Origin of the sequence: Labrys wisconsinensis, from assembly GCF_030814995.1 — a bacterium.
GTDB classification, from domain to species: Bacteria; Pseudomonadota; Alphaproteobacteria; order Rhizobiales; family Labraceae; genus Labrys; species Labrys wisconsinensis.
Genome location: NZ_JAUSVX010000002.1, coordinates 429262 through 452914, shown reverse-complemented (window position 1 = coordinate 452914; position 23653 = coordinate 429262). Strand labels below are relative to the sequence as shown.

Here is a 23653-nt window from a genome sequence, read left to right as displayed (position 1 = left end):
CACCACCGTGCCGCTCGTGCAGCCCGAATGGTCGGAGGCCGGGATCCTTCTCCACAGGTCCGATTTCAGGGCGCGCGGGAAGGGGCCCCCGCGACCTGCCCGGGCTCCTCCGGCTGCAGAGCGGCGAGGGCTTCGGAGAGCGGCACGGGCCGGATGGGGAGGCGCGGCCGGTTGAAGCCGGCGCCGGCGGGGTCCTGTCCCGTGGCCTCGGCCCAGAGCCGGGCCACCGCCCAGCCGCAGACCCGCCCCTGACAGCGTCCCATGCCGGCGCGGGCCCAGAGCTTGGCGCCCTGGACGCCGGCCGTGCCGTCCCGGTAGGCCTCGGCGATCTCGGCGCGCGAGACCTCCTCGCAGCGGCAGACGATGCAGGAATCCTCCACGGCTTCCAGCACGGCCGCCGGGGGCTCGAACAGGCGGTTGAGCCCGGCTGCGAAGGCCCGGGCCCGGCCGAGCCGGACGATCGTGGCCCGCCTGTCCTGGCTGGGCACGCTCAGGCCGAGAAAGGCGGCCGCGCCCAGGCCTGCCAGCCGGCCCGAGTAGCGCGCGGGCAGCGAGCCGGCGATCCCGGTGACCTCGCCGGCCGCGAACACGCCCGGCACCGACGTCGCGCCGGTATCCGGGTCGACGGCGCAGAACCAGCCGCCGGTGGCTTCGTCGTGCCGGTGGCGGCAGCGGAGCAGCGAGGAGATCTCGATGGAGGGCCGAAAGCCCCAGCCGACCAGCAGGGCGTCGACGTCCGGGACGAGCTCGGACCGGCTGCGGTCGAGGCGGCCGTCGGCTCCGATCGGCGCGATGCGGACCGCCTCGAGCCGATCCTGCCCCAGCGCATGCGTCACCATCCAGCCGAAGCGCCGCTGCGGGATCGCGGCCAGAGCCCGCACCAGGCCCACGGCCTCCCGCCAGCGCTCGGGGAAGCGTGCGAGGTGGCCGGCGACGGCGAGGTCGGGACGGCGCGCCTCGACGAGAACGGCGGGTGCCGCACCGAGCCTGCCGAGCGTCGCCGCCACCGCCGCCAGGAAAGGACCGCTGCCGGCCAGCACGATCCGGCGGCCGGCCGCCACCCCGCCGAGCTTGGCCAGGCGCTGGCCTGCGCCGGGCGCCATGACGCCGGCCAGCGTCCAGCCCGGGAACGGCATCACCCGGTCCTGGGCGCCGGTGGCGATCACCAGCGCTCGCGGCGCGAGCTCGATCGGGCCGTCCGGACCAGTCGCGCAGATCCGCAGATCGGGAAAGACGCCCCAGACCTCGGCACCCAGGTGCATCCCGATGCCGGCGTCGCGTGCCTGCGCCGCCGCCGCCAGCCCCTCGGCGCTCTGTCCGCGGCCGCGGCGCTCCGGGTCAAGGTCGCGCATCCAGTACTGGCCGCCCGGCGCAGCCCCCGCATCGAGCAGCTCGACCCGGGCGCCGGCACGGGCTGCCGCCAGGGCAGCGCTGAGGCCGGCCGGCCCCGCCCCGATCACCGCGACGTCCGTGACGATCCGCCTCATGGCCGCCCCGTCTCGACGCGCATGCCCTCGGCCGCGGGCGTGACGCACGCCCGCACACCCTCGCGACCGTTCACGGTGACGAGGCAGTCGAAGCACAGGCCCATGCCGCAGAACAGGCCCCTCGCCTCCCCCGACCGAGCGGTGCGGCGCAGCACCCGGTCCTGCGCATGCAGAGCGGCGCCCAGCGGCACGCCGGCGCGCACCGACAGGACCCGGCCGTCGATCTCGATGGTCACGTGCCCGGCATCCGACGCGTCGCTCATGCCCGCCCCGCTCCGGCAAAGCGCAGGGGTGCGTAGATGTCGCTGCGAAAGCTCGGCTCGCGCCCGGCGACATGGTCGGCGATCAGCCGCCCGACGGCAGGCGCCCGGATGAAGCCGGTGCCGCCGTCGCCGGCGGCGATGTAGAGGCCCTCCGGCCCCGCCGGACCGACGAGGAACCGGTCGTCGGGCGTGACCGCCTCGTAGCGCACCCACGATCGCAGCAGGTCGACGTCCGCGAGATCCGGGAACAGGCGCAGCAGCGTCGCGATCGAATCGCGCATGAACAGCCGGTCCGCCTCGCGGATGTCGTCCGGGCCTCCGTCGGCGGTGATGCCGCCGGCGAGCACGGTGTTGAACAGGATCTGGCCGCTGCGCGCCTGCTGGATCTGGGTGTAGCCGGCGTCGACCCCGCCCTCCGCCTTGCAGGCTCCGACCACCCTGCGGATGCTCGGCGGGCGCGCCACCGTGGCGAGGCACTGGGCCTTGCGCGGCACGAGGGCGAGGTCGATGCCGGCGGTCGCGGCGAGCCGTCCTGTCCAGGGACCGCCGGCGAGGACGACGATGCCGGCCTCGATCCGGCCTGCCGCGGTCTCGACGCCGCGCACGCGTCCACCCTCCAGGGCGAGGCCGGAGACCGCCGTGCCGCTCTGCACGGTCGCACCACGGGAACGGGCCTGCGCGACCAGCGTCCGCACGGCCAGGAAGGGATTGACCACGGCATCGTCGGGCGACCAGGTGGCGGCGAGGATCGGCCCCTTGAGTATCGGCTCGATGCGGCGGACCTCGTCGGGCTCGATCAGGCGCGAGCCCAGGCCGACGCCGGTCTCCATGGCGATCCAGTGCCGCGCCGAGGCGAGCTCGTGCTCGTGGTCGAGGAAGCGGATCTGGCCGCAGCGCTCGTATTCGAAGACGGGCGAATGCTCGGCCAGGGCCCTCCACGCCGCGCAGGACCAGACGAGGAGCGGCAACTCGTCCTCGTCCATCATATGCGTGCCGATGCAGGCCAGGCTGGCGCCCGAGACCGCGCCACCGGGTACGCCCTGCTCCACCACATGGACGCGCCGTCCCTCGCGGCTGAGGGCCTCGGCCACGGCCGCGCCCACCACGCCGGCGCCCACCACGACCGCGTCGGCGCGCATCACCACGCCGCGCTCCGGCTGGCGGCCGGGGCGCTCGCCCAGAACCGTTCGTCGACCAGCCCGTCCGGGTCGCAGACCCGCACGCCTTCGAGCTCGGCCATCGCCCGGCAGGCCCGCTGCATATGCAGCCGATCGGGGTAGCCGAGCCCCTGCGCCAGCGTCGCGCCAGTCATGGCCAGGGATCGGATGTCGCGCAGCTGGGCCCGGTGCTCGGCGCGGCTCATGTCCGGCCGCAGGGCCTCGCAGAGCGGCAGGGTCGCCTCTTCCCGGCGAAAGGCCATCGTCCAGCCGGCAAGAACCGCGTCGACGACCGCCTGGGTCTCCGCGGGATGGGCGGCGACCCAGTCCCGGCGAGCGACGAGCCCGTCCTTCAGCAGCCACGCATCCACGTCGGCGGCCCGGAACAGGGCGAAGTCTCCCAGCCCGCCCGCGGCTGCCTCCAGCTGGTGCACCTCGTGATAGACGGTCATCTGGGCACAGTCGACCGCGGCGCCGACCAGGCCCGCGACGGTGTCGCCCATTGCCACGGGCACCCAGGCGCCCTCGCCGAGGCCGTGCCGGTGCAGCATCCAGCGCAGCTCGAGATCCTCGCGGCCCGGCCACACGCCGATGCGCCGCCCGGCGAGATCGCGCGGGGCGCCGATCCCGGCAGAGCGGCGTGCGGGATAGACGAGGGCGCTCGACTGCTGGATCGCCAGAAGCATCACCAGCTCCGCCGCCCGTCCGCTCTCCAGGATGTGCGCCGGGCTCGCGACCGCCATGGCGACGTCGCCGGAGAGCACGGCCTCGATCGGCCCGAGGTCGAAGCGCAGCGGCACGCATTCGATGGCGACGCCCCGCGGCTCGCCCAGCCGCTCGTGCTGGGCGAGGAGGTAGCCGGCGAACTGCGGCTGAGGATGCCACAGGAGGCGGATGCGGACCGGTGTCATCGCCATGCCCACGCGCTGCGGCCTTCGGCGGTCACTTGCATTTGATCGTCTTCACGCTCGCCGGCGCCTTCTCCCAGAAGGCGTTGGTGTAGGCCTTGCCGAGATCGATCGGGTCGTGCAGTCCGTCGGGATTGCTGGTGCCGTAGCTGAGCAGCACCTTCTGCACGGTCTGCCATTCCGCGTCCGTGGACTGGCCGAACTTGCCCTCCAGGGTCGGGCCGGCGCAGAACATGTCGCCCATCGCCTTGATCATCGCGACCTGGTCGGCCTCCTTCAGCTCCGGATTGTACTTGACCACGATCTTGGCGGCCGCCTCGGGATCGGCCAGTGCCTCCTGCCAGCCGCGCAGCGTCGCGTCGACCACCGCCTGCACCAGCGCCGGGCGCTCTGCGATGGTCTTCTCGCTGGTGAACAGGCCGGTGTTGACGATCGCCACCCCGGCATCCTCGGGATAGAGGTAGGTCAGGTCCGAGTCCTTGAACTTGGTGTAGAGCGGCGCCATGTCGCCCGGCGCGTAGCGGACCGCCTCGATGACGTCGAGCTGGCCGGAGATGAGCTGGGGCACGGGGTTGTCCTGCTCCGGCTGCAGATGCACGTCGTCGGGCGTCAGGTTCACGGTATGGAGCATGGCGAGGAACTCGGCCTCGTCGCCGCCGAACCAGGAGCCGATCCGCTTGCCGCGCACGTCGGCGAGGGTGTTGATGCCGGCGTCCTTGCGGGCGATGTAGACCTGGGCGCTCTTGTGCCCGTACTGCGACACCATCACCAGCGGCACGCCGTGCGAACGGGCCATGACCACCTGGTTGGGGTGGCCGATGCCGAACGTGTCGCTGCCCTGGGCCACGGTCACCGCCGGCTTGATGTCGCTGCCGGCCGGCAGCAGCTTGATGTCGGCGCCGGCCGCCTTGTAGTAGCCCTTGTCGAAGGCGACCAGCTGGCCCGCGAACTGGCCCTGGATGATCCACTCCAGCCGCAGCGTGTCCTCGGCATGGGCGGGAGCGCCGAGCGCGACGGCGAGCGCGGCGGCGAAGGCGGCCTGTGGCAACCCGTATGGCATGATGTCCCTCTGCTGGTCTGGATGGTGACTGTCTTGTTCTTGGGTACTCACAAGGAGGGATCCCGCATCGAGCTGTGCCAGGGAATGGCGATCCGCTCGAGCCGGGCGACCACGGCGAAGAGGACGACGCCCATGATCGCCGAGACGACCATGGCGGCCCAGAGCCGCGGCATGTTGAGGTTCTTGTAGGAAGACATGATCACGAAGCCGAGGCCCCGGTCGGCCTGGACGAACTCGGCGACGATGGCACCGATCACCGCGAAGGTGACGTTGAGCTTGAGGCCGACGAAGACGTAGGGCAGCGCGCTCGGCAGCCGCATCTTGAGGAAGCGCTGCCAGGGATTGGCGGCCGCGACGTGGAAGACGTCCATCACCGTCCGGTCGTAGGACTGCAGGCCCTTCATCATGTTGAGCGCCAGCGGGAAGAACGACAGCAGCGCCGTCACCGCGACCTTCGACGAGACGCCGTTGCCGAGCCACAGGATGATGATCGGTGCGATGCCGACGACCGGGATGGTGTTCGCCGCGATGACATAGGGCAGCAGCGCGCGGCTGAGGATGCTGGAATAGGCGAAGCCCACGCCGAGCAGGGCCCCCAGAGCCGAGCCGATGACGAACCCGGCCACCGCCTCGCCGCCCGTGATGCCGGCCTGCACGAAGATCGAGCCGCCGTTGAACCAGAGAGCCTGCCAGATGCCGCTCGGCGCGGGCATGAGGTAGGAGGGCACCTGCCAGGCGGCGATCACCCATTCCCAGGCCGCGACGACAACGACGAGGGTGACGACCGCCGGCCAGGCGGCCACGGCGAGATCGGCCGCCCGGCGCGACCAGGCCAGCTCCGGATGGGATGGGGCGGCGATGCTAGCCATGGTCTCCGAACCCTCCCTCCAGTTCCGCCAGGCCCTGCTGCGCCAGGGCGATGAAGCGCGCATCGTTGCGCACGGCGAGGTGCCGCGGGCGCGCCAGGTCGATATCCAGGACCTGGCGGATGCGTCCGGGCCGCGGCGACATGACCACGACCCGGTCCGACAGCAGCACCGCCTCCCGGATCGAATGGGTGACGAACAGCACCGTCATGCGCTGGCGCTGCGAAAGCTCCAGCAGCTCCATGTTGAGGCGGTCGCGGGTGATCTGGTCGAGGGCGCCGAAGGGCTCGTCCATCAGCAGCACCTTCGGCGCGGTCGACATCGCCCGTGCGATCGAGGCCCGCTGGCGCATGCCGCCCGACAGCTGGCGCGGAAAGGCGCGCTCGAAGCCGGAGAGCCCGACCAGCCTGATCAGGTCGCCGGCGCGCTCGCGTCGCTCGACCAGGCTGACGCCCTTCAGCTCGAGCGGCAGCATCACGTTGTCGATGATGCTGCGCCACTCCAGCAGGGCCGAATCCTGGAACACGAAGCCGATGTCGCGGCGCAGCCGCGCCGCCCTCGGGCTCTGGCCGGCGACCTCCACCGTGCCGGTGGTCGGCGCCAGCAGGTCGGCGGCGATGCGCAGCAAGGTGCTCTTGCCGCAGCCGGACGGCCCGACGAGAGAGACGAACTCGCCCTCCGCCAGCGCCAGCGTGACGTCCTCGAGCGCCCGGACGGCGCCGTGGCCCCCGGTCGAGCCGAAGACGACGCCGACGCCGGAGAAGGAGACCAGCGGCGAGGCGGCAGCGCGCGCAGGCGCCTCCACGGACGATCGGGTCATGGGCAGCGTCCGTGTCATCCGTAGCGTTTCCCACCTGCGAACCAGTCGTCGAACGCGGGAGCCGTGCGCACCACGACGCTGCGCTTGCGCTGGTAGCCCCTCAGCGCGTCCCATCCGTTCTCCTTGCCGTAGCCGCTGTCGCCGAACCCGCCCCAGATCGATCGCGGATCGTTCTTGTGGTGGTCGTTGACCCAGACCATGCCGGCGCGCACCGCGCCGGCGACGCGGTGCGCCCGGGCGACGTCGGACGTCCACACGGCTGCGCCCAGCGCGAAGGGCGTGTCGTTGGCGAGCCGCAGCGCCTCCTCCTCGCCGTCGAACGGGAGCACGGCGGCGACCGGCCCGAACAGCTCCTCCCGGAACACGGGCATGTCGCACGTCACGTCGGCGAGGACGGTGGGCTCGATGAAATGGCCGGCGTCGAACGGCGCGGGCAGATCCGGCCGTCCGCCGCCGCAGACCAGCCTGGCGCCCGCCTCCACCGCCCGGCGGACATGGGCGAGGCAGCGCTCCCGCGATGCCCGCGCGATCACCGGTCCCATGTCGGTGGCGGGATCGGAGGGATCCCCGAGCCTCAGGGCCCGCGCCCGCCGGCCGAAGGCCGCCAGGAACGCCTCGTAGAGCGGCCGCGCGACGATGAAGCGGCTGGCCGAGACGCAGGTCTGCCCCGCGGCCACGAAGGCGGAGAAGGCCGCGGCGGCCGCCGCCTCCTCCACCGCGGCGTCCTCGAACACCAGGACGGGCGTCTTGCCGCCGAGCTCCAGCGTGCAGGGCACGAGGCGCGCGCCCGCGGCGGCGGCAACCCGCCGCCCCGTCTCGGTGCCGCCGGTGAGATCGATGTGCTGGACCGCCTGCGCGGCGCACAGCAGGGCACCGGTCTCCGCCTCGCCCGTGACGACGTTGACGACGCCCGCCGGCAGCCCGGCCTCGGCCGCCCAGTGCGCCAGCATCAGCGGCGTCCCGGGCGCGAGCTCCGAAGGCTTCACCACCACGGTGTTGCCGGCAGCCACGGCTGCAGCGAGCTTCTTGACCAGGATCAGGATCGGATGATTCCACGGCGTGAGCAGCGCGCACACGCCATAGGGCTCGTAGGCGGTGTAGGTGAGATAGCCCCCGCGCACGCGGTTGGCCTCCCCCTCCAGCCCCGCCGCGATGCCGCCGAAATAATCGAGCCATTCCGGGATGCGGCTCATCTGCGCGCGCATCTCGCGGATCGGACGGCCGGTGATCGCCGATTCCATCGCCGCGAGCTCGGGCATCCGTGCGCGCAGGAGGTCGCCGAGGTTGCGCAGGTGGCGGCCCCGGTCGAGCGGATCGACGCGCGCCCACGGCGCCGCCGCCTCCTGCGCCGCCGCCACGGCGGCCGTGACATCCGCCGCGTCGGCGATCGGCACGCTGCCCAGCACGTCGCCGGTGGCGGGGCTGCGGACGGGCAGGCGCTGCCGTCCCGACGCGCTCCGCCACGCGCCGCCGTAGTGCAGGCCATCCCCGCTCCAGGCCGGCCTACCACTCGTCTCGACAGGTCCCGGGCCGTCCATGGCTGATCCCCTCGTCGCAACCACCATGTGGCGCGATCGCAACGTGACGCTACAACGTCGCATCGGGACGTCAATATGCCAGACGCATAAATTTGGTGCACAAGAAGAGGATATTTTGTACACCAATTGCGCATGGAAATATCCGCAACTCAGCCGATCATGTCGACCCGGAACGTATCTGTGGCACTCCCGGCGGCTCGGCGGCGATTGCGGATCGGGTGCGGGCGTTGTAACGCCCCTTCGGCGTGACGGCGCTCGTCGAGGGCTCGGCGCGCCGCGCGGCGATCACGCCGGCAGGACAGGGCTTGTTGAATGACCAATGCCGAGACGGGCGATCAGGCTCAGCGCGAGACGGCGGACACGGGCAACCGGCCTCCGCGCAAGGCCGGCCGCCCCCGCGGCGCGGGCCTCGCCGCGGTCGACGCCACGCCGCGGGGGCAACGGGCGCGGGCGGCGCCGTCCGGTCACGCCGGCGACATCGTCCTGCAGCTGGAGAACGAGATCCTCAACGGCCGGCTTCCGCCCGGAACCAAGCTCGACGAGCGGGCGCTGGCCGAAAAGTTCGGCGTTTCAAGGACGCCGGTCCGCGAGGCCCTGCACCGCCTGTCGGCGAGCGGCCTCGTGGCGCTGCGCGCCCGCCAGGGCGCCCAGATCGTCCGGCTGCAGGTCAGCGACCTGCTCGACGCCTTCTTCGTGGTCGCCGAGCTGGAAGCCATGGCGGCCCGGCTCGCGGCGCGCCGGATCCGGCCGGAGGAACGCAAGGTCGTCGAGGCCTGGCATCTGCGCTGCGCCGAGTTCGACGCCGCCGGCGACGAAGACAGCTTCTTCCGCGCCAACACCGAATTCCACAGCGCGATCATCGAAGCCTGCCACAACCGCATCCTCCAGGATCAGCTGCGCAGCGCCCGCCTGCTGGTCGCGCCGTACCGCTACTACGCCACGTTCCGGCCGGGCCGGATGGCGTCCTCGATCCCCGAGCACGAGGCGATCATGGCGGCCATCTTCCGCGGCGACGGCACCGCCGCCGGCGCGCTCATGGCCGCGCACGTCAACCTGCTCGGCGACACCCTGAGCGACGTGCTCCACATCCTCGAGCATCGCGCCGCCACCACCGGCTGACGGCGCCTGGCGGCAAGGAGCGACCGCCGGAGCTCAGCCGAGGTGCCGGGCCTCGTAGCGGCAGACCCAGTCGATCAGGTTGCGCCACACGGTCTCGGCGAGCTCGGGCTCGAGCCCCTGCGCGGCCGCCTCGGTGCGCACATGCGCCACCACGTCCTCGATGCGCTCGGGGATGATCGCCGGCAGGTTGTCGCGGGTCTTCACGGCGATGACGCGCTCGACGACGCCCATGCGCTCGGCCAGCAGGGCGATCAGGCCGCTGTCGATCCGGTCGATCTCGCGGCGCAGGTCCTCGAGCCCCTCCCGCCGCAGGCTGTCTCTGCTCATGCCGGCTCCTATTCTGCCCACCAGGCCTGCGGCCGCGGCCGCGGACCCGCCGCATCCTCGATGACGGCGCCGAGCGTGAACAGCGTCTCCTCGTCGAAGGCCCGGCCGATCAGCTGCAGCCCGAGCGGCAGGCCTTCGGCGGACAGGCCGGCGGGCACGGCGATGCCGGGCAGGCCGGCCATGTTCACCGTCACGGTGAAGACGTCGTTGAGATACATCTCGACCGGATCGTCGCCGGCCTTCTCGCCGATGCCGAAGGCGGCGGACGGCGTCGCCGGCGTCAGGATGGCGTCGACGCCGGCGGCATAGGCCTCTTCGAAATCGCGCTTGATCAGCGTGCGGATCTTCTGGGCGCGGACATAGTAGGCATCGTAATAGCCGGCCGACAGCACATAGGTGCCGATCATGACGCGGCGCTTCACCTCGGCGCCGAAGCCGGCGGCGCGGGTGTTCTCGTACATCTCGACGATGTCCCGGCCGGGTTCCCGGATGCCGTAGCGCACGCCGTCATAGCGCGCGAGGTTGGAGGAGGCCTCCGCCGGGGCGACGATGTAATAGGCCGGCAGGGCATATTTGGTATGCGGCAGCGAGATGTCCTTGATCGTCGCGCCGGCGGCCTTGAGCCAGTCGATCCCCTGCTGCCACAAGGCCTCGATCTCGGCCGGCATGCCGTCGATGCGATATTCGCGCGGAATGCCGATCACCATGCCCTTCACCGGCCGGCCGACGGCCGCCTCGTAGTCCGGCACCGGCCGGTCGACCGAGGTCGTGTCCTTCGGGTCGTGCCCGGCCATGGATTTCAGCAGGACGGCGCAATCCTTCACCGTGCGGGCGAAGGGGCCAGCCTGGTCGAGCGAAGAGGCGAAGGCGACGATGCCCCAGCGCGAGCAGCGGCCATAGGTCGGCTTGATGCCGGTAATGCCGGTGAAGGCCGCGGGCTGGCGGATCGAGCCGCCGGTGTCGGTGCCGGTGGCGCCGGCGCACAGGCCCGCCGCGACCGCGGCGGCCGAGCCGCCGGAGGAGCCACCCGGCACGAGGAAGCCCCTGGTCTCGCCATTGGCGAGCTTCTGGCGCGCCTGCGGCCCGTCCCAGTTCGGCGGCAGCCAGGGCGAGACCACGGGCCCGAAGGCCGAGGTCTCGTTGGACGAGCCCATGGCGAACTCGTCATTGTTGATCTTGCCGAGCATGACGGCCCCGTCGCGCCAGAGCTGGCTGGTGACGGTGGATTCGTAAGGCGGCTTGAAGTCGCCCAGGATCCGCGAGCCGGCGGTGGTGCGCACGCCCTCGGTGGCGAACAGGTCCTTGATGCCGAGCGGCACGCCTTCGAGCGGCCCGGCCTCCGGCCCGGCCAGGCGCGCATCCGCCGCCGCCGCCATGGCGAGCGCCTTGTCCGGCGTCTCCAGGACATAGGCGTTGAGGCCGCGGGCGCGCTCCATCGCCGTGAGATAGGCGCGCGTCGCTTCGACCGACGAGAAGCGGCGGGCCTTCAGCCCGTCGCGGATCTCGGCAAGGGAAAGGTCGGTGATATCGGTCACGATGGCAATCCGGGATGGGCGTTGGAACGGTCGGCGGGCAAGGGCGTGGCTATTCCACCACCTTGGGAACGAGGAAATAGTCGTCCTCGCTCGCCGGCGCGTTCGCGACGATCTTTTCGGCGATCTCGCCGTCGGTGACCACGTCCCGGCGCTTCTTCATCGCCATCGGCGTCACCGAGGTCATCGGCTCGACGCCGGACACGTCGACCTCGTCGAGCTGGGCGACGAAGTCGAGGATGGCGTTGAGCTCGCCCTGGAGGTGCGGCACGTCCTCCTCGGCGACGGCGATGCGCGCGAGATGCGCGATTCGCCTCACCGTCTTGGCGTCGACAGACATGGAAACCCCTGGATTGGCGCGCGATCGGATCGGGCGCGGTCTATCACGCGGGTCTTTCGCAACGCAACCAGCGCGGGCCGCCCCCGTCCCCGGATCACAGCTCGACCGCTTCCCCGCTCTTCGGGGTATGGACCCTGGTCTTGTGGCCCTGCATCGCCGTCACGAAGGCGTCGGCGTTCGCCGCCAGCGGCGGGAAGGAGGCGTAGTGGCAGGGCAGGACCGCGTCGAAGTCGAAATAGCGCTTCACCGCCAGCGCCGCCACCTCCGCGCCCATGGTGAAGCGGTCGCCGATCGGCACCAGGCCGATCCTGGGCTGGTGCAGCTCGGCGATCAGCCCCATGTCGGAGAAGATGTCGGTGTCGCCGAAATGATAGAGCGTCGGCTGGCCCTTGGCCTTGACGATCAGGCCGTTGGGAAAGCCCAGCGGCACGGCGACGCCGGCTTCGCCCATGCCGGCGGAATGGTCGGCCCGGACCAGCGTCACGGTGAACCCGCCCTGGTCGGTTGTGCCGCCGGTGTTCATCGGGTCGACCTTGGCGACGCCCTGGCTCGCCAGCCACATGCACAGCTCGTAATTGGTGACGACCGTGGCGCCGGTCTCCTTGGCGATGGCGATGGTGTCGCCGACATGGTCGCCATGGCCGTGGGTGATGAGGATATGGCTGATGCCGGCCGTGACCGCAGCGTGGTCGCCGTTGAAGCCGGGGTTGCCGGTCAGGAAGGGATCGATGAGAAGGGCGTGGCCGTCGAACTCCACGCGAAAGGCCGAGTGCCCGAGCCAGGTGATGCGCATGATCGAAATTCCCTGATGAGAGGGGCCTGTTGTAGCGTCGCCTGCAAGCACCTCAAGCCGTTTGAGAGAACATTGCCGTGATCCTCGACCTCTTCGACCTCGCCGGGCAGCTGACCGACGGCGAGCGGCTGATGGGCATCGACCTCGGCACCAAGACCATCGGCCTCGCCCTCTCCGACGTGTCGCTGACCATCGCCAGCCCGCTGGAGACGATCCGGCGCACCAAGTTCGGCGCCGACGCCGAGGCGTTGCGCGCCGTCGCCCGCCAGCACGGCATCGGCGGCTTCGTGCTCGGCCACCCTCTCAACCTCGACGGCAGCAAGGGCCCGCGCGCCCAGGCGAGCGAGAGCTTCGCACGCAACCTCGGGAAGCTCACCGACATCCCGATCGCGCTCTGGGACGAGCGGATGTCGACGGCGGCCGTGACCCGCACCCTGATCGAGGCCGACGCCTCGCGCCGGCGAAGGGCCGAGGTCGTCGACAAGATGGCCGCCGCCTTCATCCTGCAGGGCGCGCTCGACCGGCTCGGCTACGGCTGAGCGCGCCGGCCCGCTCAACGGACGCGGATGATCACCGGCGGCGCATAGGGCTGGTAGGAGCGGTAGGAATTGGCATAGACGCTGCCGTCCGCCGCGCGCCCGGCCCGATAGACCCAGCCGCCGAAGCTCGGCTCGCGGTCGAGGGCGAGCGTCTGCGCCGGGTCGGGATAGCCGCCATAGGCGGTGCCGTCGACGACCGCCACCCCGTCGGCATCGTCCGGCCAGCCCCAGCCGCCGGCGGGGAAATGCCGGCCGTGATGATGGCCGTGCCAGGCCGCCTGGTGCTGGCCGTGCGGCGGGCGCAGCATGCGCGCCTGCGCCTCGGGCACGACGAGGACGACCGCCATCGCGCCCAGCACGAGGGCGAGCGAGGCCTTGTGGATCTGTTTCATCGTTGAACTCCGGAAGTTGGTACGATGTCCCGTGCTGGCGATGCCCAGCACCGATTCCGGCCTCAGGCACGGGTCGCCGCCCACGTGCCGGCAGCGACAATAGCGCAAATCGGCGCGCCGCGCCAAAGGCTGCGTCGTGGCGGAAGCGGTGGAAAAGCGGCTCGCCCCGCGAACGGGCCTTGCCGGCCCTCCCCCGCCGACCTAAGAAGCTGGCTTTCGATGACATCGCAGCGCCCGACCTATCCGCACCGCCACCTCCTGGGCATCGAAGGCCTCGTGGAGAGCGACATCGTCGCCCTGCTCGACGAGGCCGACGCCCATATCGCCTTCAACCGCCAGGTCGAGAAAAAATCCTCGGCCCTGCGCGGGCGCACCCAGATCAACTTGTTCTTCGAGCCCTCGACGCGCACGCAGTCCTCGTTCGAGCTGGCGGGCAAGCGCCTCGGGGCCGACGTGATGAACATGTCGGTCGCCTCCTCGTCGGTGAAGAAGGGCGAGACGCTGATCGACACGGCGATCACCCTCAACGCCATGCGTCCGGACGTGATCGTGGTGCGCCACAGCCAGGCCGGCGCGGTGCACCTGCTGGCGCGCAAGGTCGACTGCGCCGTGGTCAATGCCGGCGACGGCGCGCACGAGCACCCCACCCAGGCCCTGCTCGACGCCCTGACCATCCGCCGCAACAAGGGGCGGATCGCCGGCCTCGTCGTCGCCATCTGCGGCGACATCCTGCATTCGCGAGTGGCGCGCTCGAACATCATTCTTCTCAGCGCGCTCGGCGCGCGCGTGCGCCTCGTCGCGCCCTCCACCCTGCTGCCGGCCGGCATCGAGCGCTTCGGCGTCGAGGTCTGCCGCGACATGCGCCAGGGCCTGAAGGACGCCGACATCGTCATGATGCTGCGCCTGCAGCGCGAGCGCATGACCGGCGCCTTCATCCCGTCCACCCGGGAATATTTCCACTATTTCGGCCTGGACGCCGACAAGCTCGCCGAGGCCCGGCCCGACGCCCTGGTGATGCATCCCGGGCCGATGAACCGCGGCGTCGAGATCGACACGGCGGTGGCGGACGGCGCTCAGTCCCTGATCCGCGAGCAGGTCGAGACCGGCGTGGCGGTGCGCATGGCGGTGCTGGAAGCGCTGGCCCGCAACCTGCCGAACACGTGAGGAGCGCCATGCCGCACGAACCGAGCGGGCGCCCCCTGCTCCTCGCCAACGCCCGCCTGGTCGACCCGGAGGCGGGGCGCGAGACCCGCGGCGCCGTCCTCGTCCGGGACGGGCTGATCGCCGACATCGGCGCCATCGGCGCCCCTGAGGGCGCCGAGATCGTCGACTGCGCCGGCGCCGTGCTGGCGCCCGGCCTCATCGACATGCGCGCCGTGACCGGCGAGCCTGGCGCCGAGCACCGCGAGACGCTGGCGACCGCCTCGCAGGCAGCGGCCGCCGGCGGCGTCACCACGGTCGTGTGCGTGCCCGACACCGTGCCGCCGATCGACGACCCCGCCGTGGTCGACTTCGTGCTGCGCCGGGCGCGCGACACGGCAAGCGTACGCATCCACGCCATGGCCGCCATTACCAAGGGCCTCGCCGGCCGCGAGATGACCGAGTTCGGCCTCCTGCGCGAGGCCGGCGCCATCGCCTTCACCGACGGCCCCCGCAGCATCGCCAATGCCCGCGTCTTCCGCCGGGCGCTGACCTATGCGCGCGACTTCGACGCCCTGATCGTGCACCACACCCAGGACCCCGACCTCTCCGCCGACGGCGTGATGAACGAGGGCGAGTTCGCCAGCCGCCTCGGCCTGCCCGGCATCCCCGCCGCCGCCGAGGCGATCATGCTGGAGCGCGACATGCGCCTCGTCGCCCTCACCGGCGCGCGCTATCACGCCGCCGCCGTCACCTGCCGCGCCTCGCTGGAGATCCTGCGCCGGGCCAAGGCGGACGGCCTGCCGGTCACCGCCTCCACCACGATCAACCACCTCACCCTCAACGAGAACGACATCGGCGCCTTCCGCACCTTCTGCAAGGTGTCGCCGCCGCTGCGCCACGAGGACGACCGCCTCGCCCTGGTCGAGGCGGTGAAGCAGGGCCTGGTCGACACCATCGTCTCCGATCACAACCCGCAGGACGTGGAAACCAAGCGCCAGCCCTTTGCCGAGAGCGCCGACGGCGCCATCGGCCTGGAGACCATGCTGGCGGCGGGCCTGCGCCTCGTCCACGACGGCTCGCTGTCCCTGCCGGCGCTGATGCGTGCCCTCTGCGCGCAGCCGGCGCGGATTCTCGGCCTGCCGACGGGGCGCCTGGCGCCCGGCGCGCCGGCCGACCTCATCCTGTTCGATCCCGACGAGCCCTTCGTGCTCGACCCCGCCACGCTGAAGTCGCGCTGCAAGAACACGCCCTTCGACGGTGCACGCCTGCAGGGCGTGGTGGCCAGGACGCTGGTGGCGGGGCGCGTCGTGCACACCCTCGCTTGACCGCGGACGGCCGGGTGGGGATGCTTCGATCGCGCGTCGCAAGGCGCATCGAGTCTCACCGGTCATGCCCGACACTCCCGCCTCCCTCGCCTCTCCCCTGGCGCTGCTGCTCGCCGCCGCGCTCGGCTATCTCCTCGGCTCGATCCCCTTCGGCCTGATCGTCACCCGGCTCGCCGGCCTCGGCGACATCCGGCAGATCGGCTCGGGCAATATCGGCACCACCAACGTGCTGCGCACCGGCCGCAAGGATCTCGCCGCGGCGACGCTCCTGCTCGATGCCGCCAAGGGCGCGGTCGCCTTGCTCCTCGCCCGCGCCTTCTGGGGGCCGGAGGCGGCGCTGGTCGCCGGCTTCGCCGCCTTCATCGGCCATATCTTCCCAATCTGGCTGCGCTTCCGTGGCGGCAAGGGCGTGGCCACCTATCTCGGCCTGCTGGCGGCCTCGGCCTGGCCCGTGGCGCTGGTGTTCGCCGCGGTCTGGGTCGCCGTCGCCGTCACCACCCGATTCTCCTCGCTCTCGGCCCTGGTGGCGAGCCTCGTCAGCCCGATCGTGCTCGTGCTGCTCGACCGCCAGCGCGAAGCCGCGCTCTTCGCCGTGCTCACCCTGATCCTGTGGATCATGCACCGGGCCAATATCGGTCGCCTCATCGCCGGCCGCGAGAGCCGCATCGGGCACAAGGCATGACGCAGGACGGCGCGCCACGCCCCGCGCTGACCGAGCAGCAGCGCCTCGACTGGCTGCGCCTGATCCGCAGCGAATCGATCGGGCCGCCGACCTTCAAGGGCCTGATGCAACGGTTCGGCAGCGCCCGCGCCGCGCTGGAGGCCCTGCCGCGCCTCGCCGGCCGCCCGGCCCGCATCGCCTCGGAGACGGAGGCTCTGCGCGAGATGGAGGCGATGGCCCGCCTCGGCGCCCGCTTCGTCGCGCTCGGCGAGCCCGATTATCCGCCCGCCCTGCAGGCGGTCGACGGCGCGCCGCCCCTGCTGGCGGTCCGCGGCGACACGGCCGCGCTCATGCGACCTATGGTCGCCGTCGTCGGCTCGCGCAACGCCTCCGCCCTCGGCCGGCGCTTCGCCGCCACCCTGGCGCACGGCCTCGGCGAGGCGGGCTTCGTCGTGGTCTCGGGCCTCGCCCGGGGCATCGACGCCGCGGCTCACGCCGCCGCCCTCGACGGCGGCACCGTGGCCGCGCTGGCCGGCGGCCTCGACCGCATCTATCCGCGCGAGCACGGGGAGCTGGCGGCGCGCATCGCCGAGACCGGCTGCCTCGTCTCGGAGCGGCCGCTGGGCCACGAGGCCACCGCCCGCGACTTCCCACGCCGCAACCGCATCGTCTCGGGCCTGGCCTACGGCGTCGTCGTGGTCGAGGCGGCGCTGCGCTCCGGCTCGCTCATCACGGCGCGCCTCGCCAACGAGCAGGGGCGCGAGGTCTTCGCCGTGCCGGGCTCGCCCCTCGATCCGCGCGCCGAGGGCACCAACCAGCTGATCCGCCAGGGCGCCACCCTGATCACCGGCGTTGCCGACGTGCTGGAGGCGCTCCGGCCGCTCGTCGCCGCGGGGCCGCCGGCGCCGATGCCGGGCCATCCGGGCGCTGCCGTCGAGGCGGACGCGGAGGCCGCCGACTGGGAGAACGAGCCGGCCCTGCCGCTCGAGGCCGCGCCGGCCGTCGCCTCCGGCCGCGAGACGCTGCTGGCGCTGCTCGGGCCCTCGCCCGTGTCGATCGACGACCTGGCGCGCGCCTCGCGGCTCGCCCTGCGCGAGGTCCAGCTCGCGCTGGTCGAGCTCGACCTCGAAGGGCGGATCGAGCGGCATGGCGGCAACCGGATCTCCCTGCGCTGACGGCCGGAAAGGAGGCCCATGCCGATCGCCGCCGTCGGGGTGGCATTTGACTTACCCCACCCTTTTCACCATGTTCCGCTCCAAGCACCGCCCGGCCGGGTTCGTCCGAGGCTCGGCTGACCTGGCCCCGGCGACCGTTCGCCGCCCGGTCCTGCCGGGTCCGTCGGTCGGAACCAGCCCCGGCACCCGGCGTTCCCGAAGCGGCGCCCGCCCCTTCCAACCCTGTTGAAGTCATTCATGCCCGTCGTCATCGTTGAGTCTCCCGGCAAGGTCGAGGCTATCAACAAATATCTCGGCTCGGACTATCGGGTCGTCGCTTCCTATGGCCACGTGCGCGACCTGCCGGCCAAGGACGGGTCCGTGGATCCCGATGCCGATTTCGCCATGCTGTGGGAGGTGGACGGCAAGGCCACCAAGCGCGTCGGCGACATCGCCAAGCTGGTCAAGGACACGGACCGGCTGATCCTGGCCACCGACCCCGACCGCGAGGGCGAGGCGATCTCCTGGCACGTCCTGGAGATCCTCAAGAGCAAGCGCGTGCTCAAGGACGTGCGGGTCGAGCGCGTCACCTTCAACGCCATCACCAAGGACGCGGTACAGACGGCGATGAAGCAGCCGCGCGCCATCGACGAGGCGCTGGTCGATGCCTATCTCGCCCGCCGGGCGCTGGACTATCTCGTCGGCTTCCGCCTCTCGCCGGTGCTGTGGCGCAAGCTCCCCGGCGCCCGCTCGGCCGGGCGGGTCCAGTCGGTGGCGCTACGCTTCGTCTGCGACCGCGAGGCGGAGATCGAGCGCTTCGTGGCGCGCGAATACTGGTCGCTCGTCGCCACCCTCGCCACTCCGCGCGGCGAGCAGTTCGAGGCCCGGCTGGTCGGGGCCGACGGCAAGAAGATCCAGCGCCTCGACGTCGGCACGAAGGCCGAGGCAGAGGCCTTCCGCGAGGCCCTGGAGCGGGGCCGCTTCACCGTCGCCGAGGTCGAGGCCAAGCCCGCCAAGCGCCACCCCTTCGCGCCCTTCACCACCTCGACGCTGCAGCAGGAGGCCGGCCGCAAGCTCGGCTTCTCGCCGGACCGCACCATGCAGGTCGCCCAGAAGCTCTACGAAGGCGTGCGGCTCGGCGGCGGCGAGACCGTCGGCCTGATCACCTATATGCGCACCGACGGCGTCGACATGGCGCCGGAATCGATCGCCGCGGTGCGACGGCTGATCGGCAGCGCCTACAGCGAGCGCTATCTGCCCAAGGCGCCGCGCAAATACACGGTCAAGGCCAAGAACGCCCAGGAAGCGCACGAGGCGATCCGGCCGACCGACCCGTTCCGCCTGCCCAAGGACGTGACGCGGCATCTCGACGCCGACCAGGCCCGGCTCTACGAGCTGATCTGGAAGCGGACCATCGCCAGCCAGATGGAGAGCGCCGAGCTCGAGCGCACCACCGTCGACGTCCTGGCCGAGGCCGGCGGACGCAAGCTCGAGCTGCGCGCCACCGGCCAGGTGGTGAAGTTCGACGGCTTCCTCGCCCTCTACAACGAGGACCGCGACGACGACGCCGAGGACGACGACGGCCGGCGCCTGCCGGCGATGAGCCGGGGCGAGACGCTGGAGAAGAAGGCGATCGCCGCCACCCAGCATTTCACCGAGCCGCCGCCGCGCTACACCGAGACCTCCTTCGTCAAGCGCATGGAGGAGCTCGGCATCGGCCGTCCCTCGACCTATGCCGCGACGCTGGCCGTGCTGCGCAACCGCGAATATGTCTCGCTCGACAAGAAGCGGCTGAAGGCGGAGGACAAGGGCCGCCTGGTCATCGCCTTCCTCGAGAGCTTCTTTGCCCGCTATGTCGAGTACGACTTCACGGCCGGGCTGGAGGAGCAGCTCGACCGCATCTCCAACCACGAGCTCGACTGGAAGGAGGTCCTCCGCGACTTCTGGAAGGATTTTTCGGCCGCCCTCGAAGGCACCAAGGACCTGCGCACCGCGCAGGTTCTGGAGGCGCTGAGCACGCTGCTCGGCCCGCACATCTTTCCGGATAAGGGCGACGGCTCGAACCCTCGGGCCTGCCCGACCTGCGGCACCGGCACGCTGTCGTTGAAGCTCGGCAAGTACGGCGCCTTCATCGGCTGCTCGAACTATCCCGAATGCCGCTATACCCGCCAGCTCGCCGCCCCCTCGGGCGAACAGACGGAGGGCGAAGGCGGCAACGGGGCGGAGCCGGGCAGGCGCAACCTCGGCACCGACCCGGCGACGGGCCAGGAGGTCACGCTGCGCGACGGGCGGTTCGGGCCCTATATCCAGCTCGGCGAGGGCGAGAAACCCAAGCGCTCCAGCCTGCCCAAGGGCATGACCGCGGCGAATGTCGACCTCGAACGGGCCCTGGCCCTGCTCGCCCTGCCCAAGGAGGTGGCGACCCATCCGGAGAGCGGCAAGCCGATCCTGGTCGGCATCGGCCGCTTCGGCCCCTATGTCCAGCACGACAAGACCTACGCCAACCTGGAGAAGGACGACGACGTGCTGGCGATCGGCGCCAACCGCGCCATCGACCTGATCGTCACCAAGGAGAGCGGCGGCAAGGGGCGGTTCGGCCGCGCCGCGCCGGAGGGACGCGCGCTCGGCGACCATCCCGCCCTGGGCGGCCCCGTGGTGGCCCGGCCCGGCCGCTACGGCCCCTATGTCAACCACGGCAAGGTGAACGCCACCCTGCCCAAGGGCATGGCGCTGGAGAGCGTGACGCTCGACCAGGCGGTGGAGCTGATCGCCGCCAAGGGCGGCGCCACGCCGGCCAAGGGCGGCAGGAAGGCGCCGGCGCGCGCCGGCAAGGCGCCTGCCAAGGCGGCACCTGCCAAGGCCCCGGCCGGCAAGGCCAAGGGCAAGGGCAAGGCGCCGGCCGGGAGCCGCGCCAAAACCATCGCCGACAGCGACGAGGTGCCGTTCGAGCCCGACGCCCCGGCCCGCAAGCGCAGCTGATCCGGCCGCCACGGCGCCGGGCCCCACGTGCGCCTCACCAGCGCCCCTTGCGCTTGTTCCAGGCGAACAACATATCTGCGAAGCGATCATAGCCGAGGCGCGCCACCTGGATTAGGCCGGGCGCGCCGACCAGCGTGGCCAGCCAGGCCTCGCCCGGGGTGCGCCGCCAGATGGCGACCGCCACGTCGGCACCAGTGAGGAGGCGCCCCGCTTCGTCCACGGCATGCAGGCGGCGACGCACGTCGTCGAGCGCGGCGCCATGGGCGGCCAGCGCCTCCGGCTCCAGGTTGATGTCGCGGAACTCGATGGCGCCGGCCTCGATTGCCGCGATCAGCTTGTTGCGCTGGCGATCGATGCCGGCATCGCAAACCGGGCACCGCGTGTTGTACCAGACCGTGAGCTTGGTCCCCATGGCACGATGATCGCCCAGGCGCAGCGCGCCGGCAATCGCACTGCCCTTTGCAATTTCCTGCTACAAGCACCCAATGACACGAAAATCACGAAATACCGAGGGAGGGCCGCAAGAGGCCTCCCATCTCCCCAGCCGCGACGAGATCCTCGCCTTCGTCGCCCGCTCGCAGGGCCGCGCCGGCAAGCGCGAGATCGCCCGCGAGTTCGGCCTCGGCGGCGAGGACAAGATCGCCCTCAAGCATCTCCTGGCCGAATTCGAGGGGGAAGGCCTGCTGGAGCGCGGCCGCAAGGGCCTTTCGGCGCCCGGCGCCCTGCCCGCCGTCTTTCCCGCCGACATCACCGGCCGCGACCGCGACGGCGAGCTCATCGCCTCGCCGGCCGACTGGGACGAGGCCCGCGGCCCTGCGCCGCGCATCCTGGTGGTCGTGCCCAAGCGCCTGGGCGGCCCGGCGCCGGGCGTCGGCTCCCGCGTGCTGCTGCGCCTAGCCGACGGCGGCAGCCCCGGACTGCCGGCCGGCCGCGTCGTCAAGGTGCTGGAGCGCCAGCGCGCTCGCATGCTCGGCGTCTACCGCGGCACGCCCGACGGCGGCGGGCGGGTGCAGCCGGTCGACAAGCGCAGCGCCGGCCGCGACATGCCCGTCCATGCTGCCGATACCCATGGCGCCGAGGACGGCGATCTCGTCGCCATCGAGCCGGTGCGCCGGCGCGGCGGCGTGCCGTCGGCCCGCGTGGTCGAGCGCGTCGGCCCGGTCGGCAGCGAGAAGGCGGTCAGCCTGATCGCCATCCACGTCCACGACATCCCGCACGTCTTCCGCGCCGACACGCTGGCGGAGGCCGCGGCCGCCAGGCCGATGACCCTGTCGGGCCGCGAGGATTGGCGGCGACTGCCGCTGATCACCATCGACCCCCACGACGCCAAGGATCACGACGATGCGGTGCATGCCGAGCCCGACCCGGACCCGGCCAATCCCGGCGGGCACATCGTCACCGTCGCCATCGCCGACGTCGCCGCCTATGTCCGGCCGGACTCGGCGCTCGACCGCGAGGCGCTGATCCGCGGCAACTCGGTCTATTTCCCCGACCGGGTGGTGCCGATGCTGCCCGAGCGCATCTCCAATGACCTCTGCTCGCTGCGCGCCGGCGAGGATCGCCCTGCCCTTGCCGTGCGCATGTTCATCGCCGCCGACGGCCACAAGCTGCGCCACGGCTTCCATCGGGTGATGATGCGCTCGGCCGCCAAGCTCGCCTACCAGCAGGCGCAGCGCGCCATCGACGGCGTGACGGACGAGACCACCGGCCCGCTGCTCGACCCCGTGCTGCGGCCGCTCTGGGCCGCCTATGCCTGCGTCAAGCAGGCACGCGACCAGCGTGGGCCGCTCGACCTCGACCTGCCCGAACGCAAGATCCTGCTCAAGCACGACGGCACCGTCGACCGCGTCGTCATTCCCGACCGCCTGGACGCCCATCGCCTGATCGAGGAGTTCATGATCCTCGCCAACGTCGCCGCGGCCGAGACGCTGGAGGCGAAGAAGACGCCGCTGGTCTATCGCGTGCACGACGAGCCCTCGATGGAGAAGATCGTGGCGCTGCGCGAGTTCCTGCGCTCGCTCGACATCAACTTCTCCAAGCAGGGGGCCTTGCGGGCGGCGCAGTTCAACGATGTGCTGGAGCGTGTCGCCGGGTCCGACAACGCCCATCTCGTCAACGAAGTGGTGCTGCGCTCCCAGTCCCAGGCCGAGTACGCGGCCGAGAATATCGGCCATTTCGGCCTCAACCTGCGGCGCTACGCCCATTTCACCTCGCCGATCCGCCGCTATGCCGACCTGATCGTCCACCGTGCCCTGATCCGGGCGCTGCGCCTCGGCGACGACGGGCTGCCCGACTCGATGACGCCGGCGGTGCTGGCCGATGTCGGCGCGCGCATCTCCGCCTGCGAGCGCCGGGCCATGACGGCCGAGCGCGAGACCATCGACCGGCTGATCGCCCATTTCCTCGCCGACAAGGTCGGCACGATCTTCGAGGGACGGGTGTCCGGCGTCATCAAGTCCGGCCTGTTCGTGAAATTGCTCGACACCGGCGCCGACGGCTTCGTGCCCGCCGCGACGATCGGTCACGATTACTATCGCTTCGAGGAAGACGCACATCAGCTCGTCGGCGCCGCGACCGGCGAATCCTACCAGCTCGGCGATCTCGTCTCGGTGAAGCTGGTGGAAGCCGCGCCGTTTGCCGGGGCGCTGCGCTTCGAGATCGTCTCGGGTGGGCGCCAGGGCCAGGCACGCGGCCGCCGATCGGGGGGGATGAAGCGCCCGCGGATCACCGACCGCAAGCCGTCCGGCCGCAAGGCAGGGCCGCTGCGCAGAGGCAAGGGAGCGAGGTGATGACGCAGGCCGGCGAGCCGGAGCGGGATGTCGGGCTGGCGATGGGGCGCGGCTTTCGCTGCCGCTGCCCGCGCTGCGGCCGCGGCAAGCTGTTCCGCGCCTATCTCAAGGTGGCGGACCATTGCCCGGCCTGCGGCGAGGCGCTCTACCACCACCAGGCCGACGACGCGCCGCCCTACTTCACCATGCTGATCGTCGGCCACGTCGTCGTCGGCGGGGTGCTGGCGACGGAGATCGCCTATCACCCGGCGATCTGGCTGCACATGATCATCTGGCTGCCGCTCACCGTGATCCTGTCGCTCGTGCTGCTGCCGTGCATCAAGGGAGCGATCGTCGGGCTGCAATGGGCCACCCGGATGCACGGCTTCGCCGGCGGCCCCGACGCTGACGACCCGAGGCCCATCCTGAAGGCCTGACCCGGCGGCAGCACGCCCGACCGCCTCCTGGCCCTCGCCCCTGCG

The 23653-nt window shown here is 71.6% G+C and carries 23 protein-coding genes; 9 read left to right on the top strand and 14 right to left on the bottom strand.

Features of this window, described 5'->3' with window-relative positions; genetic code table 11:
• Positions 1 to 65: 65 nt before the first annotated feature.
• Genes QO011_RS08575 through QO011_RS08540 form a run of 8 tightly spaced genes read right to left on the bottom strand, consistent with a single transcriptional unit; the run spans position 66 to position 8099 of the window.
• Entirely contained in the window at positions 66 to 1487 is a 1422-nt protein-coding gene (locus QO011_RS08575) for an FAD/NAD(P)-dependent oxidoreductase (RefSeq protein ID WP_307270300.1), read from the bottom strand.
• Positions 1484 to 1750, bottom strand: coding sequence for a (2Fe-2S)-binding protein (locus QO011_RS08570; RefSeq protein WP_307270298.1), 267 nt, complete (start codon positions 1748 to 1750; stop codon positions 1484 to 1486). The genes QO011_RS08575 and QO011_RS08570 overlap by 4 nt, the downstream gene beginning before the upstream one ends.
• Entirely contained in the window at positions 1747 to 2889 is a 1143-nt protein-coding gene (locus QO011_RS08565) for an NAD(P)/FAD-dependent oxidoreductase (RefSeq protein WP_307270945.1), read from the bottom strand. Before QO011_RS08565 ends, QO011_RS08570 begins: the two co-directional genes overlap by 4 nt.
• Entirely contained in the window at positions 2889 to 3824 is a 936-nt protein-coding gene (locus QO011_RS08560; protein WP_307270296.1) for an ABC transporter substrate-binding protein, read from the bottom strand. The genes QO011_RS08565 and QO011_RS08560 overlap by 1 nt, the downstream gene beginning before the upstream one ends.
• Before the next feature lie 25 nt (positions 3825 to 3849).
• Positions 3850 to 4875: an ABC transporter substrate-binding protein gene (locus QO011_RS08555; RefSeq protein WP_307270294.1), complete on the bottom strand. Its 1026-nt coding sequence runs from the start codon at positions 4873 to 4875 to the stop codon at positions 3850 to 3852.
• A gap of 47 nt (positions 4876 to 4922) precedes the next feature.
• Entirely contained in the window at positions 4923 to 5744 is an 822-nt protein-coding gene (locus QO011_RS08550) for an ABC transporter permease (RefSeq protein ID WP_307270292.1), read from the bottom strand.
• Entirely contained in the window at positions 5737 to 6561 is an 825-nt protein-coding gene (locus tag QO011_RS08545) for an ABC transporter ATP-binding protein (protein WP_307270290.1), read from the bottom strand. Before QO011_RS08545 ends, QO011_RS08550 begins: the two co-directional genes overlap by 8 nt.
• 14 nt (positions 6562 to 6575) lie before the next feature.
• Positions 6576 to 8099 (bottom strand): aldehyde dehydrogenase family protein, encoded by a 1524-nt coding sequence (locus QO011_RS08540; protein ID WP_307270288.1) that lies wholly within the window; start codon positions 8097 to 8099, stop codon positions 6576 to 6578.
• Positions 8100 to 8411: 312 nt separating this feature from the next.
• Here QO011_RS08540 and QO011_RS08535 point away from each other — a divergent pair, with 312 nt between their 5' ends.
• Positions 8412 to 9218, top strand: coding sequence for a GntR family transcriptional regulator (locus tag QO011_RS08535; RefSeq protein WP_307270286.1), 807 nt, complete (start codon positions 8412 to 8414; stop codon positions 9216 to 9218).
• A gap of 33 nt (positions 9219 to 9251) precedes the next feature.
• Here QO011_RS08535 and QO011_RS08530 read toward each other — a convergent pair whose 3' ends face one another.
• The 4 genes from QO011_RS08530 to QO011_RS08515 form a co-directional block, all read right to left on the bottom strand.
• Positions 9252 to 9545: a chorismate mutase gene (locus QO011_RS08530; RefSeq protein WP_307270284.1), complete on the bottom strand. Its 294-nt coding sequence runs from the start codon at positions 9543 to 9545 to the stop codon at positions 9252 to 9254.
• Between the two features lie 8 nt (positions 9546 to 9553).
• On the bottom strand, positions 9554 to 11080 hold the full coding sequence (gatA, locus tag QO011_RS08525) for an Asp-tRNA(Asn)/Glu-tRNA(Gln) amidotransferase subunit GatA (protein ID WP_307270281.1): 1527 nt from the start codon (positions 11078 to 11080) through the stop codon (positions 9554 to 9556).
• Between the two features lie 49 nt (positions 11081 to 11129).
• Positions 11130 to 11417: an Asp-tRNA(Asn)/Glu-tRNA(Gln) amidotransferase subunit GatC gene (gatC, locus tag QO011_RS08520; RefSeq protein ID WP_307270278.1), complete on the bottom strand. Its 288-nt coding sequence runs from the start codon at positions 11415 to 11417 to the stop codon at positions 11130 to 11132.
• A 94-nt stretch (positions 11418 to 11511) separates the two neighbouring features.
• The gene (locus QO011_RS08515; RefSeq protein WP_307270275.1) at positions 11512 to 12210 is read right to left on the bottom strand and encodes a metal-dependent hydrolase; all 699 of its coding nucleotides are present in this window, start codon (positions 12208 to 12210) and stop codon (positions 11512 to 11514) included.
• A 131-nt stretch (positions 12211 to 12341) separates the two neighbouring features.
• Between QO011_RS08515 and ruvX the strand changes: the two genes are divergently transcribed.
• Positions 12342 to 12749, top strand: a complete 408-nt coding sequence (gene ruvX / locus QO011_RS08510) for a Holliday junction resolvase RuvX (protein ID WP_307270943.1) — start codon at positions 12342 to 12344, stop codon at positions 12747 to 12749.
• Between the two features lie 14 nt (positions 12750 to 12763).
• Here the strand turns inward: ruvX and QO011_RS08505 are convergent, their stop codons facing one another.
• Complete coding sequence (locus tag QO011_RS08505; RefSeq protein ID WP_307270273.1) at positions 12764 to 13141, bottom strand: hypothetical protein; 378 nt, start codon at positions 13139 to 13141, stop codon at positions 12764 to 12766.
• A gap of 219 nt (positions 13142 to 13360) precedes the next feature.
• On the opposite strand from QO011_RS08505, the gene QO011_RS08500 reads away from it, so the two are divergent.
• The 5 genes from QO011_RS08500 to topA all read left to right on the top strand — a co-directional run bounded on the left by QO011_RS08500 (position 13361) and on the right by topA (position 20403).
• A complete protein-coding gene (locus QO011_RS08500; RefSeq protein ID WP_307270270.1) occupies positions 13361 to 14305 on the top strand; it encodes an aspartate carbamoyltransferase catalytic subunit in 945 nt (314 codons plus the stop codon).
• A gap of 8 nt (positions 14306 to 14313) precedes the next feature.
• Positions 14314 to 15609, top strand: a complete 1296-nt coding sequence (locus QO011_RS08495) for a dihydroorotase (RefSeq protein ID WP_307270267.1) — start codon at positions 14314 to 14316, stop codon at positions 15607 to 15609.
• 64 nt (positions 15610 to 15673) lie between these two features.
• On the top strand, positions 15674 to 16291 hold the full coding sequence (gene plsY / locus QO011_RS08490) for a glycerol-3-phosphate 1-O-acyltransferase PlsY (RefSeq protein WP_307270265.1): 618 nt from the start codon (positions 15674 to 15676) through the stop codon (positions 16289 to 16291).
• Positions 16288 to 17445 (top strand): DNA-processing protein DprA, encoded by a 1158-nt coding sequence (gene dprA / locus QO011_RS08485; RefSeq protein WP_307270262.1) that lies wholly within the window; start codon positions 16288 to 16290, stop codon positions 17443 to 17445. Before plsY ends, dprA begins: the two co-directional genes overlap by 4 nt.
• Before the next feature lie 237 nt (positions 17446 to 17682).
• Positions 17683 to 20403, top strand: coding sequence for a type I DNA topoisomerase (gene topA, locus QO011_RS08480; protein ID WP_307270258.1), 2721 nt, complete (start codon positions 17683 to 17685; stop codon positions 20401 to 20403).
• A gap of 34 nt (positions 20404 to 20437) precedes the next feature.
• Here topA and QO011_RS08475 read toward each other — a convergent pair whose 3' ends face one another.
• Entirely contained in the window at positions 20438 to 20815 is a 378-nt protein-coding gene (locus QO011_RS08475) for a thiol-disulfide oxidoreductase DCC family protein (RefSeq protein ID WP_307270256.1), read from the bottom strand.
• Positions 20816 to 20888: 73 nt separating this feature from the next.
• Here QO011_RS08475 and rnr point away from each other — a divergent pair, with 73 nt between their 5' ends.
• Both rnr and QO011_RS08465 read left to right on the top strand, forming a co-directional pair.
• Positions 20889 to 23192 carry a ribonuclease R gene (gene rnr / locus QO011_RS08470; protein WP_307270254.1) on the top strand — a complete coding sequence of 768 codons (2304 nt, stop codon included), beginning with the start codon at positions 20889 to 20891 and terminating at the stop codon, positions 23190 to 23192.
• Positions 23192 to 23608 carry a DUF983 domain-containing protein gene (locus QO011_RS08465; RefSeq protein WP_307270251.1) on the top strand — a complete coding sequence of 139 codons (417 nt, stop codon included), beginning with the start codon at positions 23192 to 23194 and terminating at the stop codon, positions 23606 to 23608. Before rnr ends, QO011_RS08465 begins: the two co-directional genes overlap by 1 nt.
• Positions 23609 to 23653 lie beyond the last annotated feature (45 nt).